The 12,619-nt window shown below is 53.2% G+C and carries 13 protein-coding genes and 1 pseudogene; 7 read left to right on the forward strand and 7 right to left on the reverse strand.

The window, feature by feature from the left end; translation table 11 throughout:
• Positions 1 to 280 (reverse strand): annotated as a pseudogene (locus WN56_RS08090) (hypothetical protein); the annotation flags it as partial.
• A gap of 87 nt (positions 281 to 367) precedes the next feature.
• Between WN56_RS08090 and rsmD the strand changes: the two are divergent.
• Both rsmD and WN56_RS08100 read left to right on the forward strand, forming a co-directional pair.
• The gene (gene rsmD / locus WN56_RS08095) at positions 368 to 979 is read left to right on the forward strand and encodes a 16S rRNA (guanine(966)-N(2))-methyltransferase RsmD (protein WP_046074560.1); all 612 of its coding nucleotides are present in this window, start codon (positions 368 to 370) and stop codon (positions 977 to 979) included.
• A gap of 10 nt (positions 980 to 989) precedes the next feature.
• Positions 990 to 1,256: a DUF1145 domain-containing protein gene (locus WN56_RS08100; protein WP_046074561.1), complete on the forward strand. Its 267-nt coding sequence runs from the start codon at positions 990 to 992 to the stop codon at positions 1,254 to 1,256.
• Between the two features lie 3 nt (positions 1,257 to 1,259).
• On the opposite strand, the gene WN56_RS08105 is transcribed toward WN56_RS08100, so the two are convergent.
• The 4 genes from WN56_RS08105 to WN56_RS08120 all read right to left on the reverse strand — a co-directional run bounded on the left by WN56_RS08105 (position 1,260) and on the right by WN56_RS08120 (position 3,850).
• Positions 1,260 to 1,559 (reverse strand): DUF2007 domain-containing protein, encoded by a 300-nt coding sequence (locus WN56_RS08105; RefSeq protein WP_046074562.1) that lies wholly within the window; start codon positions 1,557 to 1,559, stop codon positions 1,260 to 1,262.
• Position 1,560: 1 nt separating this feature from the next.
• Complete coding sequence (locus tag WN56_RS08110; protein ID WP_046074563.1) at positions 1,561 to 2,196, reverse strand: lysoplasmalogenase; 636 nt, start codon at positions 2,194 to 2,196, stop codon at positions 1,561 to 1,563.
• A 139-nt stretch (positions 2,197 to 2,335) separates the two neighbouring features.
• A complete protein-coding gene (locus WN56_RS08115; protein WP_046074564.1) occupies positions 2,336 to 2,695 on the reverse strand; it encodes a DUF4145 domain-containing protein in 360 nt (119 codons plus the stop codon).
• A gap of 144 nt (positions 2,696 to 2,839) precedes the next feature.
• A complete protein-coding gene (locus WN56_RS08120; protein WP_046074565.1) occupies positions 2,840 to 3,850 on the reverse strand; it encodes an acyltransferase in 1,011 nt (336 codons plus the stop codon).
• A 250-nt stretch (positions 3,851 to 4,100) separates the two neighbouring features.
• On the opposite strand from WN56_RS08120, the gene WN56_RS08125 reads away from it, so the two are divergent.
• From WN56_RS08125 to WN56_RS08135, 3 genes are all read left to right on the forward strand, one after another.
• A complete protein-coding gene (locus WN56_RS08125; RefSeq protein ID WP_046074566.1) occupies positions 4,101 to 5,699 on the forward strand; it encodes an AbgT family transporter in 1,599 nt (532 codons plus the stop codon).
• A gap of 136 nt (positions 5,700 to 5,835) precedes the next feature.
• A complete protein-coding gene (locus tag WN56_RS08130) occupies positions 5,836 to 6,855 on the forward strand; it encodes an alpha/beta fold hydrolase (RefSeq protein ID WP_052708049.1) in 1,020 nt (339 codons plus the stop codon).
• Between the two features lie 101 nt (positions 6,856 to 6,956).
• Entirely contained in the window at positions 6,957 to 7,766 is an 810-nt protein-coding gene (locus tag WN56_RS08135; RefSeq protein WP_046074567.1) for a Cof-type HAD-IIB family hydrolase, read from the forward strand.
• A gap of 47 nt (positions 7,767 to 7,813) precedes the next feature.
• On the opposite strand, the gene WN56_RS08140 is transcribed toward WN56_RS08135, so the two are convergent.
• Positions 7,814 to 8,269, reverse strand: coding sequence for an EVE domain-containing protein (locus WN56_RS08140; RefSeq protein WP_046074568.1), 456 nt, complete (start codon positions 8,267 to 8,269; stop codon positions 7,814 to 7,816).
• Between the two features lie 96 nt (positions 8,270 to 8,365).
• Between WN56_RS08140 and WN56_RS08145 the strand changes: the two genes are divergently transcribed.
• Both WN56_RS08145 and WN56_RS08150 read left to right on the forward strand, forming a co-directional pair.
• A complete protein-coding gene (locus WN56_RS08145) occupies positions 8,366 to 9,868 on the forward strand; it encodes a hypothetical protein (RefSeq protein ID WP_052708050.1) in 1,503 nt (500 codons plus the stop codon).
• An 87-nt stretch (positions 9,869 to 9,955) separates the two neighbouring features.
• On the forward strand, positions 9,956 to 10,645 hold the full coding sequence (locus WN56_RS08150) for a tRNA-uridine aminocarboxypropyltransferase (RefSeq protein ID WP_046074569.1): 690 nt from the start codon (positions 9,956 to 9,958) through the stop codon (positions 10,643 to 10,645).
• Between the two features lie 57 nt (positions 10,646 to 10,702).
• Here the strand turns inward: WN56_RS08150 and WN56_RS08155 are convergent, their stop codons facing one another.
• Positions 10,703 to 12,583, reverse strand: a complete 1,881-nt coding sequence (locus WN56_RS08155) for a methyl-accepting chemotaxis protein (protein WP_046074570.1) — start codon at positions 12,581 to 12,583, stop codon at positions 10,703 to 10,705.
• Between the last annotated feature and the right edge of the window lie 36 nt (positions 12,584 to 12,619).

The following is a 12,619-nucleotide window of genomic DNA, read 5'->3' on the forward strand; positions in this document are numbered from 1 at the left end:
GCTCTGGCTCTGGCTCTGGCTCTGGCTCTGGCTCTGGCTCTGGCTCTGGCTCTGGCACGGTATTGACTTCGCTTTCGCTATCAGATGCAAGGGTTTCTTGCGGTTGTTGCGAGTTCGCCTCATCAATCGATGTTTCTACCGATGTGGTTGACTCTGCCGTCTCTTCCGCCACGTCTGGCGCAGTCGTTGGTGACGCTTGTTCTGGTTCAGGCTGTGTCTGGTCTTTTTTCCGACCCAGACCCAACCATGACATAAATCCACGTTTCTTTTTTTCTGCCATTGGCAAATCCTAAAGCATGCTTGATACAATCAGCGGCTCAATACCGAATCGGCATAGTCTATCACCTTCTTTACGGTCAAAAAATCTATGGTTAAACGCGCCAACCGCAAATCTTCATCAGCTCACGCTTCCCGTGGGGCTGGAGCTGTTCGTATCATTGCTGGCCGCTGGCGTGGCCGTAAGCTTGTCGTGCAAGACGCACAGGGGTTACGCCCCACTACCGACCGGGTGAAAGAAACCGTATTTAATTGGCTGGCGCCCCATCTTCCGGGAGCGCGCTGCTTGGATGTGTTTGCGGGCAGTGGTGGACTGGGCTTTGAAGCGCTCTCTCGCGGCGCGACTTGGACGCAGTTTTGCGAAAAAAACCCCGTAGCGGCCAAACAACTTCGAGATAACCTCGATCAGCTTGGCGCAGAGAATGCGCAAGTAGATAGCACAGATGCACTGACTCTACTCGCCGCGCCACCGCAAAACAGCCCGTTCGATGTGGTCTTTGTCGATCCCCCGTTTCATCAAGGGTTGCTTAACGACACCTTGGCTGCGCTCGCAAACAACGGATGGCTCGCACCTGGGGCATGTATTTACGTTGAAGCGGAAAGTGAGCTGGATGACTATCACGTCCCAGGAAACTGGCACTGTCATCGTGAAAAACGTGCAGGACAAGTCAACTTCCGTCTATATTTCAACGACCAAACGTAAGAGACACACTATGAAAGGACTAATTCTACTCGCCAAAGCGGCCATCGCCTTTGTTTGGATCGTCTTACTGGCCAACATCGTTCACCCGTTTCCAGGGGTGGCCGCCATGGCGCTCTATATCATGACCGGCTTTTTGTTGGTGATGCATGGGCTACAAATGCTGATTTTCTTAGGAGCATTTGGCGACAAAATTACCATGACGCGCTGGGAAAAATGGTCAATCCTGATTTTTGGGATTTTTGCGCTGCTCGATATTCGCCGCAAGCATATGATGTAAGTGTCATTCGCGACTATGCTGGCATTGCCAGCATAGTTCAAAACTGCCGGCGTTCTCTTCTCCACAGTGCTGGCATACCCAGTGTGTCTCGCTTTGCTCTTCATACGCCTGCAGTAATTGCCTTGCTTGAGCGACATTTTCTGGGGCAACCCATAAGGTTACGCCTTGCACATCAGTGGGTAACTCGCCCACTGCCGCACTCAGCGCTTCGCCTTTCAATACACAATCAATACGATGGCTGGATAACAGGCCTTTTAAGCTGTGCGCCTCCAAGGTGTTCATCGCTTGATAGACTTTTTCCATCTCACCCTCCTTGGGCGATCACCACCGAGGCACTGATCAGTGCTTGCGCTAAAAAATAACTCGACATCACCATCGCTTGTGCCGCACGAAATTCGCCCTTAAAACGCGCAAACGCCAGCACGGTATCTGACACCATAAAACAGATAGCACCGGCCAGTGCGAGTGCCGCCGCGGGGGAGTGAGTATTGAGCCAGTATTCACCGGCCGCCCATACCATCTGGGTGATCACGGCAATATACACGGCCACAGGCAGCGCGAGCTGCCCTAAGTTTGGGAGCAGTAAAAGAAAGACGATAATGCCCAGGCCAGACAACATGGCGGGCAGCCACCATACCATATGGCCGTCAAATTGCGCCCAAAACGCGAAGATATAGACCAGGTGTGCGAGTAAAAAACTGGTTAACCCCTGCACAAACCTGTCTTTGGGGAGCATTAAAAAGACATCGCCCACCACAGAGAGCAATAGCGCGACGAAGACCCATTGCGCATAATGAGAGACGCTAATGTGAGTGCCCACTATCGCCATGAGCATCACAATAGTCAGCGGTTTAAAAAGATAAAACTGCCAACGCGGGCCCCGGTAGGCTGCGGAGATATGCAGCAGTCCAGAACAACAGACAGCGAACCAGCTCCACATGAGTATCATTCCTTTCAAGACAAGGACGCCAAGTCTAGGCTGGCTGGCGGAGATGTCCAGCGTCCCTTGATGAGAACAAGATCCAGTTTAAAAAAATCGTAACGTTAACCGTGGGGTGACAACCGATTCTTGTGGTTAGCTAGCCACTCCATTGCGGCCACACTTGCGCGTAAAAACCAATTGCCCCCGCGGTAAACAGCAGGATAAGCCCCGCGGCAAGCCGCCAAATCAATCGGTTGCTTCGCGGTACTAATTCTGACTCACAATACTTACTCACCGATATAAATTCACGTATATCGTCCACTTCGTAACCCTCTTCATGAACGACTTTGTTACGAATAGTGGCGACAAAGCGCAGTTTTTTGATCACATCATGCGGCAGGCGTTTTTGGCTACTGTCGATGAGCTGATGGAGCCCCTTCCCTTCGGCGTGATAGTGCTCACGCAGCAAGCCTTCTAGGCGCTTACTGTGCTTAATCACGACTGCGACGTCATCCATGGTCTCTCTCCTTACCAGCTCCCATTTTATGAGTATGGTGGTTTTTATACCATTTAGGGGCATCAGGCTTCATGATTGCGATCTGATCCTGTCATCCTATATTCAATCAGTTATGACCGCCGTTGTCGTCAAAAGTGTCATCATTTATGGCACCAACCACGCGGTGGCGCGATATCGTTGCAATATAGCAGTGGTCAGCGCCGCCCCCGCAAAGGCATATAGCGTCAGCAAGGGGATCCAAACCATAGCGGGCGATAAAGTGGGCCAGTAAGCCCTGACGGGCCAAAGGAACACTGGGTGAATCAAGTAGATCCCTAGGCTATAACGACTCAGGGTTGCAACCCACGATGGTGTCGCTTTATTCGCTCGCCAATGTTTGACGGCAAGGAAAAGTGCCGCACTAATCAGCACCGTGTTGATCGTGGTATACGATAACCAACCCTCAGTGATATAACGCTGATGCGCAACACTGGTGGTTAACACGTGATACTCGGTCATACCCAAAGCCAGTAAGCCCAGCGCCCACCACAGTAACAACGCACGTGGCGCTTGGTGTAGCCAATAGCCTAACCATAAGTAGCCGCCATAGAGGATAAAATCATTCCGCCACCAGCCATGCGCGCCGGTTAAATACCAAGCCGTTAAGCTTATCCATGCTAATCCGATAAAAGCCACTGACCATGACGGTAAGCGTGGCATTAACGGGCGTAGCAATGGCACCCACAGCAGCAACGGGATGTAATAGTAGAAAAAGCCAAGGTGATAATAAGTTTCATGCTGAGGGGCCGCGCCCAATGTTTGGGTGACGGTCTGCCACGAAAAACCATCCGGCGTCAGTCCAGACAGACACGCAAACGCGAACGACCACACCAGAAAGGGCACCACCACCTTAACCACGCGGCGACGGATAAAATGGCGCAAGCGGAAAGGCCGCGTCGACGAGAGCAGCAGTAAGCCCGAAATCATAATAAAAATCGGCACCGCCCAGCGACTTGCACTGTTTAGCCCTACCGCGACCACCCAATCACTCAGCGCAATATCACCAATTTGAAACCGATACGGACCCAGTACATGAATCGCCACCACGAAAAAGGCAGCGAGGACACGCAATATGTCGAGGTAATCAATATGTGTCTGTGTTTCAGTCTGTTGCATTTGTTAACACTTTTAACCAGTGACCGGATCGAGCACGCATCCATCATACGCCAACTTCGCGTCAAATGATGTCCGTTAAAGTCATTATCCAGTCAAATATGTTTCTTTTTTGCCTCATTAGCAGCACGTAGATCGAGTTTTACGCTCACTAACTAGCTTTTAATCTTGCTATTTAAGTTAAAAAACAATTAACATTCGGCCTCCTTTTCCCATAGACGGGAAATGCAGTACAACGAAGGAGACCAACCCCATGCACTCAAGTACCACAGAGCAACAAGGTGGGCCGCACAAGCGCACACTGTTTACGCGCTTTCTCGATACCGTCGAGTGGCTCGGCAACCTGCTCCCTCATCCAGTGACCTTATTCGCGATTTTCTGTGTCGCTATCCTGATCGCCTCGGGTGTCGCTGGCTACTTTGATGTGTCTGTCGCCGATCCTCGCCCAGAGGGCGCAAAAGGACGTGCGGCAGATGGCATGATTTATGTGCAAAGCCTGCTCAACGCCGAAGGCTTGCAAATGATCGTCACCAACTTGGTGAAAAACTTTACCGGCTTTGCCCCACTCGGCACCGTGCTGGTGGCCATGCTCGGTGTGTCGGTCGCAGAACATTCAGGACTGCTGTCAGCCTCCATGCGCGGCCTGGTAATGGGCGCGTCGCGCCGTACCGTCACCTTTACCATTGTCTTTGCCGGTATTATCTCGAATACGGCTTCAGAGCTCGGTTACGTGGTTTTAATCCCGCTTGCCGCGATGATCTTCCATTCATTAGGCCGTCATCCATTAGCCGGGCTTGCCGCAGCGTTTGCCGGGGTATCAGGCGGTTACTCTGCTAACTTGTTGTTGGGAACTGTCGACCCCTTGCTGTCGGGGATCACCGAGTCAGCCGCGCAAATGATTGACCCAGACTACATCGTTGGGCCCGAAATGAACTGGTACTTTATGTTCGTTTCTACCTTCTTCATCGCGATTGTTGGTGCATGGATCACCGATAAGATTGTCGAGCCTAAGCTGGGCCAGTATGACCACGACCAAGCGTCTGAAGATGTCGCCGCCGCCTCCGCGAGCAAGCTTAATGATGACGAGAAACGCGGTCTTCGTAATGCCGGGATTGCGGTGCTGATTGTCAGCGGCATTTTAGCGCTCACCATCGTCCCTGAGTGGGGACCACTGCGTCACCCCGAGACCAATGAAGTGGCAGGCTCGCCGTTTTTGAAAGGCATTGTTGCCTTTATTATGGTGTTCTTTGCCGTTCCCGGTATTGTGTTTGGCCGTACCGTCGGCACCATCAATAACGATCGCGACGTGATTGATTCGATGTCTAAGTCGATGAGCGCCATGGGCATGTATATCGTGCTGGTGTTTTTCGCGGCGCAATTTGTGGCGTTCTTTAAATGGACCAATTTTGGTCAAGTGATTGCGGTCGGCGGTGCTGACTTTTTGCAAACCATCGGTTTAACAGGGCCTGCATTATTCTTTGCCTTCATCTTGATGTGTGGCCTGATTAACCTCTCGGTCGGCTCGGCATCGGCGCAGTGGGCCATCACCGCCCCCATCTTTGTACCTATGTTGATGCTGGTCGGTTATGCCCCAGAGACGATTCAATCAGCCTACCGGATTGGCGATTCAGTGACCAACATCATTACCCCGATGATGAGTTACTTCGGGCTGATTCTGGCGGTGGCGTGTCGCTATGTGAAAAACCTTGGCATAGGCACCTTGATTGCCACCATGTTGCCTTATTCGATGATCTTTATGGTGGGATGGAGCATTCTATTCTACGTATGGGTTTTCGTGCTCGGTCTGCCCGTTGGCCCTGGTGCAGAAACCTACTACAACTTCAACCAGTAACGTATCGTTATTCGGTGTTAAGGCAAGCGCTCGCGCTTGCCTTTTCTTTTTGGCGCGGCGCTTTTCCCATAAGTGTCATTTTCATCCATCCTTTAAGACGGTTATAGTAAACCTATCTCAGTGATGGTAAACCAAGATGACAGATCTCGCCGACAGTAAGGATCAGCCGGCTTTTGACGCGCACTCTCTCGCCCGTGAAGCAGTGCTGAGCGACGCATTTAAGCACCACATAACACCTTTTTGGCAACAGCGTGAACAAGGCTACTTCCACGGGGAAGGAGGGCTACGTTTACACTGGTGCAGCTTTACCCGTCCGCAGAATAGGCAAGCGGTCGTGGTGGTCAATGGCCGCATTGAAAGCGTGATGAAGTATCAAGAGATCTTTTATGACCTCGTTCAGATGGGCTATGACGTTTACAGCTTTGATCACCGCGGCCAAGGTTTGTCCGAGCGGCTCGTGATCAAACCGCGCGATCTGGGTCATGTCGAACGCTTTGACGACTATGTCACTGATCTGGCGACCTTCATGCAGTTTATCGGGGCGCACCGACAATACGACCATACCTTTATGCTCGCCCACTCTATGGGCGGGGCCATCGCCGCACTCTATGCGCATCGATTTCCCCACGCGATAGACGGGCTTGCAATGACCGCGCCGATGTTTGGCGTGCACGTCAGCCCGTGGCTTGGACGTATCGCGCCTTGGTTGTGTCGTTCGCTGGCGCGCTATCAGCATCCACCACGGTTTGGGCCCGGACAAGTTGGTTATCGTCATGTGCCGTTTGAGCAAAACCGCCTGACCCATTCTCGCGCACGGTATGCCTGGTTTCGTCAGCTCTACATCAACCAACCTCAACTGCAGATCGGCGGGCCTAGCGCTCGCTGGATTGCCGAGGGAATGGCCGCAGCCCAGCACTGCTTAGCCATCGCCCCCCAATTGGCCACTCCGACACTCATTTGCCAAGCTGGCGGCGAGCAGATTGTGTCTAATCCCGCGATGGCCGAGTTCCATTTTTTACGCCGGCAAGCCAATCAGCCGAGTCAATGGCAGTTTTTTCAAGGCTCACGACATGAAATCTTGTTTGAAACCGATACACATCGGCTGGCAGCGTTCACGGCCATTGATGATTTTTTTCAACGTCAGAGCCAACACTAAAAGCGGAAATCGCTCAGTGAGAGGGTTCCCTTTTTCACCGTCGTCAGTTGCAGTAGACTCAAACATACTGTGATTGTGATCGCCTAACTAATGAGGACATGATGTACAAACTCGTCGCTTCCGATCTCGATGGTACCCTGCTCACCCCAGAGCACAGTATCGCGCCCTATACCAAACAGGTGTTGGAACAACTGCACCAGCAAGGCATCCATTTTGTGTTTGCCACGGGTCGTCATCATGTTGACGTAGCGAGCATTCGTGAAACCGTTGGCATTCCTGCATACATGATCACCTCCAATGGCGCACGCGTGCATGACAGTGATGACAACTTGGTATTCCAACACAATGTTGACCCTGAGATTGTTGCCAACCTGATTAACGAGGTGAAGCAGGATCCGACCGTCACCATTCACCTCTACCGCGATAATGACTGGCTGCTGAGCAAAATGGATGAAGAGCTCGCCCGCTATCATAAAGACTCTGGCTTTAACGCCCAGGAGTTTGATGTGGACAACCCACCGGTCGATAACATCGCGAAGATTTTCTTTATTCGCCACGATCACGACCACCTACTCAAATACGAGCATCAGTTTTTGTCGCAGTATGGCGAGAACATCAGCGTGGCATTTTCGACGCCATTCTGCCTGGAAGTGATGGGCAATGGGGTGTCCAAAGGGGCCGCGTTAGAGGAAGTGGCGCGTCGTCATCAGCTCAACTTGGCGGACTGTATCGCGTTTGGCGATGGCATGAACGATGTCGAAATGCTACGTGCCGCCGGACAAGGCTTGGTAATGGCCACCGCACAAGCGCGCGTCAAGGCCACCCTCTCAGATAAAGCCATTATTGGTAGTCATGCTGATGAAGCGGTGGCGCGCTATTTGAAAGCGCACCTATTAGACTCACTTTTATAAGCGACCTGGCTCACACCGTGAGCCAACAGGCGCCTGATGGCGATGCATTATTCCCCCGCCATCGCCAGGATCGCCTGCCATTGCGCTGCGGTAACCGGCATCACACTCAGTCGGTTACCTTTTTTCACTAACGGCATCTCGGCCAGCGCCGGATTTTGCTTCATCTCTGCCAGTGCAATTAACGGCACATGACGCTGATATTCCACATCCACCATAAACCAACGTGGGGTTTCAGGTGTGGCTTTCGGATCAAAGTAGCCGCTATCTGGCTCAAATTGGGTATGATCGGGATAACAAGCGCGGACCACGGTCGCCACACCAGCGACACCCACTTGTTTGCACGAGGAATGATAAATCAGCACCTCATCGCCCACTTTGACCTCATCACGCAGCATATTACGCGCTTGATAATTGCGCACCCCTTCCCAGCATGAAACCTTTTGCTGCTTTAGTGTGTCTATCGAAAAGGTATCTGGCTCTGTTTTAAATAACCAATAACTCATGCTAGCTTGCTCTTAATCGGATGGTGGCGGCAATCTTGCCCTGCCTGCATTCAGGGCGCAAGCCTGCCTACTCTCGCTCAGTACAAGGAGTTTTTCGTGCCATCTCTTCGTCCCCTTATCATCGCCTCGATGAGTTTGCTTGCCCTCGCCGGGTGCGGTAGCACCTCTGGTCCGGTAGAGCTGGGCCATCGTAGCGACAAGGTTTCAACCGGCTTGGTTCACACACCGCAACCTTTTATGCAAACCGGCCGCATTTCTGTCAGCCCAGAAACGGCCAGCTTCACGCCGTGCGGAAGTCAAAAACAGTACTGGCTTGATTTAACCGCTGACCAACGCGCGACCTTATCGCAGCAGTCCGGTCCGGTATACAGTGAGTTTGAGGGCTATTTCACACCTGTGTCACGCCGCGGGTACAGTGCCGACTACCCTGCCGCGGTGACCATGACCCGCTTAAATATGCTCACCAGCGAATTAGAGGGATGCGCACAACCGCGTAATACCTTGTTGGCGGAAGGCCAAACCCCTACCACCTGGTCAGCCGCTGTCGGCCAAGGGCATCTGGCATGGGAAAGCGAGCAAGACTCACAAGAGCGCCCGCTCAGCGGACAAAGCATGAGCCAAGAGCAGGCACAATTCCGTGCTCAACAAGCCGCTTTAACGCTTAGCGCCCAAGGCTGCCAACAAAGCGCCAACACCCTCTATGGCTGGCAAGCACGCTTAAAAACGGCGAAAGGCACTTACCAAGGGTGTGCGATCTTACCTTCCGTGGATACCAGTCAGCATTGGGCGGGAGAATACCAAGGTACCAGCCAGTCGCCCGGCCAACCGACACTGACCACCCAACTGACGTTGCTGCCCGATCATAGCGCCATCACCAGCTACCACCCACAAGGGGAAGCGGTGACCAAAGAAACCGGGATTTGGCAGCCAGTTGGGGAGAACCAAGTCCAAGTGCTCACTACCCGTAGTGGTGAGCAAATGGTGGTGTCTGAGCGCATATATACACGTAACGGGTTTTCCCTCTCCGCCTCCGAGGAAACCTTTAATGGCAACAGCTACTCATTAGGTCATGACGGCTTAACGCTGAGGCTCAAAGTCGGGGATGCCGTGAACGTATCGAATCAAGCCGGCATTAAAGGCAGCGCCGAGAAAAACCCGCGCGTTGAGCAAGCACTCAAAGACTATCTTAGCGATAATGGCCAAACCGGCCCCCTCACCTATCGCTGGCTTACCCACGACCTCAATCAAGACGGGCAAGCTGATCTGTTGGTTTTGACCGACAGCTGTGGCAGTGGCGGCTGCACCTTATTGGTGTTTAAAGGCGACGCGCAAGGCTGGCAGTTTAATAGCCGCATGACACTGGTGCATGTGCCCCTTTTATTAGCACGCAGCCAAAACAAAGGTTGGCATGATTTGATCGTGCCGGTCGGTGGCGGTGGTGCACCGGCCGGCCACCATGTGATGCAATTTGATGGGCAGCGTTATCCACTCAACCCCAGCACTGCACCTCGCGCACCTAAACCGGATAGCTCAGACACAGCATTATTTGCCGATGGCATCTATGCCACCCAACAAGGGGCGGTATTGGGAGAAGAATAACGTAGACGCGCGCGCCCTTGGCACACGGGCTCGCATTCCTTGTCGGACTTGCGCACAATAGCAACCTGACACCTTGAGGAGAGTCTGATGGCCCGTTTGCCCTGCCGCCAATGCGGTTTTACCTATCACTGTATCTGTCACTGCTATTGGCTGCTGGAAAGCCAATTGCAATGCGTGCTGGTGATGCACGAAAACGAAGCGGCGCGCCAATCCAACACCGGCAAACTGGTTAAAGCGGCGCTGCCCGACACGAAAATCGAAATTTGGCAACGCAAACAACCACCGCAAGCCTTGCTCGACAGCTGGGCGCGCGGTGATGTGTCACCTTGGTTGTTGTTTCCCTGTGATGATGCCGTCCCCGCCGATAGGCTATTTGCTGACGCGGTTCGGCCTGTCTCTTGCGCGGATAGTTCAGCTTCTTGCGCAGAGACGTTAGCCGCCACCAATGCACCTCGCGCGCCGTTACAGTTTGTGGTGCTGGATGCCACTTGGCAGCAGGCGCGAAAAATGCTCAATAAAAGTCCGTGGCTCAATGGTCTGCCTCGGGTCAGTTTGCCGTCGACAGCCGACTCGCAATATACGCTCAGGCGCAACCAGCCACCGGGACACCTGTGTACCAGTGAAGCGGTGAGTGCATTACTACGAAGCCAAGGCGACGTGAACGCCGCTACGCAGCTGGACCATTTTCTTGCCCACTTTATGGAGAGTTACGAGGCCGATCGCCACCATCACACCACACCGCTCCCCGCCCCCAAGATGCTGACGTCAAACGCGTGAACAAAAAAACGCCGAGCACAGCGCGCTGCCATGCCCGGCATTTACGTCGTTTATGGGTTACAGCTTAAAGCGGCTGATCTCTTGCTCAAGGCTATGAGAAAGCTCGGATAACGTCGCGGCTTGACGCGCGGCTTCATCCGCTTCGGTCGATAGCTCATTGGACACATCGCGAATGCCCTCTGAGTTACGGGTGATCTCCGCGGTGACGCTCGATTGCTCTTCCGCTGCCGAAGCAATTTGCGTCGCCATATCGCTAATTTGGCTCACCGCCGCGACAATCTGGCTCAAGCTTTCGTTCGCCGCGCTGGCATCTTCCACACTGGCATGCGCACGTTGCTGGCTGTCTTGCATCATGGTCACCGCGCGACCAGTTGCCTGCTGCAAGGTATCAATCATTTGCTGAATTTCGGTGGTAGAGGCATGGGTACGCTGGCTCAATATCCGTACCTCATCGGCTACCACCGCAAAGCCACGGCCATGTTCACCGGCGCGTGCCGCTTCAATCGCGGCATTCAATGCCAGCAGATTGGTTTGCTCAGCCACTTCTTGAATGGTCGACAAGATGCTGGTGATGCTGTGCGCATGCTGATCCAGCTCACCAATTACACCGGTCGCCGCTTCTACTTCACGGGCAAGCTCGGTGATCGAGTGCTTACTTTGCTCCACTTGCTGGCCGCCATCGTTGGCTACGCTTTCAGTCTCTTGGGCGGTGCGCGCGGTATTATCGGCATTGCCGGCAATATCTTGGGTCGCCGAGGCCATTTCATGGATAGCGGTCGCCACCATATTGATTTCATCTTGCTGATGACCAATCCGGGTGGAGCGCTCTTCCGCTTGCGCCGCAGTTAGCTCGGCTTGTTGCTTGAGCGAGCCAGACAGCTGACGTAAGTGCGACACCATAGTGTGCATGTTGCCGACAAAGCGGTTGAAGTTGTTGGCAAGTTTGCCAATTTCGTCATTACTGTGTGGCTCTAGGCGCTGGGTTAAGTCCCCTTCACCGGAGGCAATTTCTTCTAGCGCGGCGGATACATTGAGCAAGTCACGGAACAACACGTGCATCAACCACGTCACGGCACCGGCCACCAGCAAAGTGATCACTACCGCGGTCAGCATTAGGTCGAACAAGGTATCACGCTGGCTGGCGTATTCAGTGCGCTTATCCAGCTCAATCGCCAGTACCCAATCGGTGTTAGGAACAGAGGCAAAATAAAACAGTTTATCAACGCCATCGACAGGCAATTCCACCAGCGATTGCTGTGCCAACGCCTGACGCACGCGGTTTTCATTCAGCTCAGGAGACAGGCTGCGATACGGTTTTAGCAGGCGCGCTTTGTCTTTGTGAGCGAGAAAAGTGCCATCAGCACCTAGCAGCATCGCGTTCGCATTTTTGCCCACTTTTAATTGGGTCACGTCACGGATCAGCTGGTCAATCAACACATCTGCGCCCACCACACCGATTAATTCGCCATTACGACGTACTGGCTCGGCCAAGGTCACCAGCATCGCACCGGTAATCGCATCACTGTAAGCAGTGGTAATAATCGGGCTACCTGCGCTCACGGCTTGCTTGTACCACGGACGGACGCGAGGGTCATAATCATCGCGGTTGCGCTCAGGACGCGAACGATACATGGCGCCTTTTGGGGTGCCAAAGTAGATATCGTCAAACCCACCGGCCTCACGCGCTTGCTGCAAATAGCTCACACGATGGCTACTGCTGGTGTAATCGGTAAAGGCACTGGTGATATCAGCACGGATTTGCACCCAACCGCTGATCGATTCAGTCGCCGCATCGGCGATACCACTGACGCGGCTATAGATGCTCGACTGGGTTTGGGCTTGAATTTGGCTTACAGCAAGCCAGGTGAGAAAGGCGGCCATCAGCAATACAGCAGATAAGCATGCCCCAATTAATTTTTGTTTTAGTGATAACTGCATGGGAACGGCTCTCAAAGCAACGACAGGTTAATTCCA

Source organism: Salinivibrio sp. KP-1, from assembly GCF_000968645.1.
In the GTDB taxonomy this organism is placed as follows: Bacteria; Pseudomonadota; Gammaproteobacteria; order Enterobacterales; family Vibrionaceae; genus Salinivibrio; species Salinivibrio siamensis.

Bases quoted from the DNA above. Each gene is read 5' to 3' on its own strand.
- WN56_RS08150 (WP_046074569.1), top strand. From the start codon at position 9,956: ATGGCCCGTTTGCCCTGCCGCCAATGCGGTTTTACCTATCACTGTATC.
- WN56_RS08100 (WP_046074561.1), top strand. From the start codon at position 990: ATGAAAGGACTAATTCTACTCGCCAAAGCGGCCATCGCCTTTGTTTGG.
- WN56_RS08135 (WP_046074567.1), top strand. From the start codon at position 6,957: ATGTACAAACTCGTCGCTTCCGATCTCGATGGTACCCTGCTCACCCCA.
- WN56_RS08120 (WP_046074565.1), bottom strand. From the start codon at position 3,850: ATGCAACAGACTGAAACACAGACACATATTGATTACCTCGACATATTG.
- WN56_RS08115 (WP_046074564.1), bottom strand. From the start codon at position 2,695: ATGGATGACGTCGCAGTCGTGATTAAGCACAGTAAGCGCCTAGAAGGC.
- WN56_RS08140 (WP_046074568.1), bottom strand. From the start codon at position 8,269: ATGAGTTATTGGTTATTTAAAACAGAGCCAGATACCTTTTCGATAGAC.
- WN56_RS08130 (WP_052708049.1), top strand. From the start codon at position 5,836: ATGACAGATCTCGCCGACAGTAAGGATCAGCCGGCTTTTGACGCGCAC.
- rsmD (WP_046074560.1), top strand. From the start codon at position 368: ATGGTTAAACGCGCCAACCGCAAATCTTCATCAGCTCACGCTTCCCGT.
- WN56_RS08125 (WP_046074566.1), top strand. From the start codon at position 4,101: ATGCACTCAAGTACCACAGAGCAACAAGGTGGGCCGCACAAGCGCACA.
- WN56_RS08105 (WP_046074562.1), bottom strand. From the start codon at position 1,559: ATGGAAAAAGTCTATCAAGCGATGAACACCTTGGAGGCGCACAGCTTA.
- WN56_RS08155 (WP_046074570.1), bottom strand. From the start codon at position 12,583: ATGCAGTTATCACTAAAACAAAAATTAATTGGGGCATGCTTATCTGCT.
- WN56_RS08110 (WP_046074563.1), bottom strand. From the start codon at position 2,196: ATGTGGAGCTGGTTCGCTGTCTGTTGTTCTGGACTGCTGCATATCTCC.